Genomic DNA, 303 nt, shown 5'->3' with positions numbered 1-303 from the left:
CTGCCTCCGGAACCAGAACCGAAACGCCGGGGGCCGAAACGAAAATACGGGCAGCGGCTCGATGCAGCCATGCTGGATACATTGCCAGCGCAGGAAATGAATCTGATGCTGTACGGCAAACTGCAATTGGTCAGGCTGCGCTCGGCCATCACCGTGGCGCGATTCCTGAAGGGGGTACCCGTGCGGGCGGTGTGGTGCGAGATGCGTCAGGACGACAACACCTGGTCGCGTCCGCGCCTGATTCTGGCCACCGAGACGGAATTGTCGGCTCAGGCCGTGGTGGAAATCTACGCCGAACGCTGG

General features: G+C 62.0%; 1 pseudogene. It reads left to right on the top strand.

The annotated features are described in order from the left end of the window. A pseudogene (locus IV91_RS0113825) lies at positions 1-303 on the top strand (IS701 family transposase); the annotation flags it as partial.

The sequence above is a fragment of the Ferrovum myxofaciens genome, from assembly GCF_000735045.1.
Taxonomy (GTDB): Bacteria; Pseudomonadota; Gammaproteobacteria; order Burkholderiales; family Ferrovaceae; genus Ferrovum; species Ferrovum myxofaciens.
This window is presented reverse-complemented; position numbering and strand designations above follow the sequence as displayed.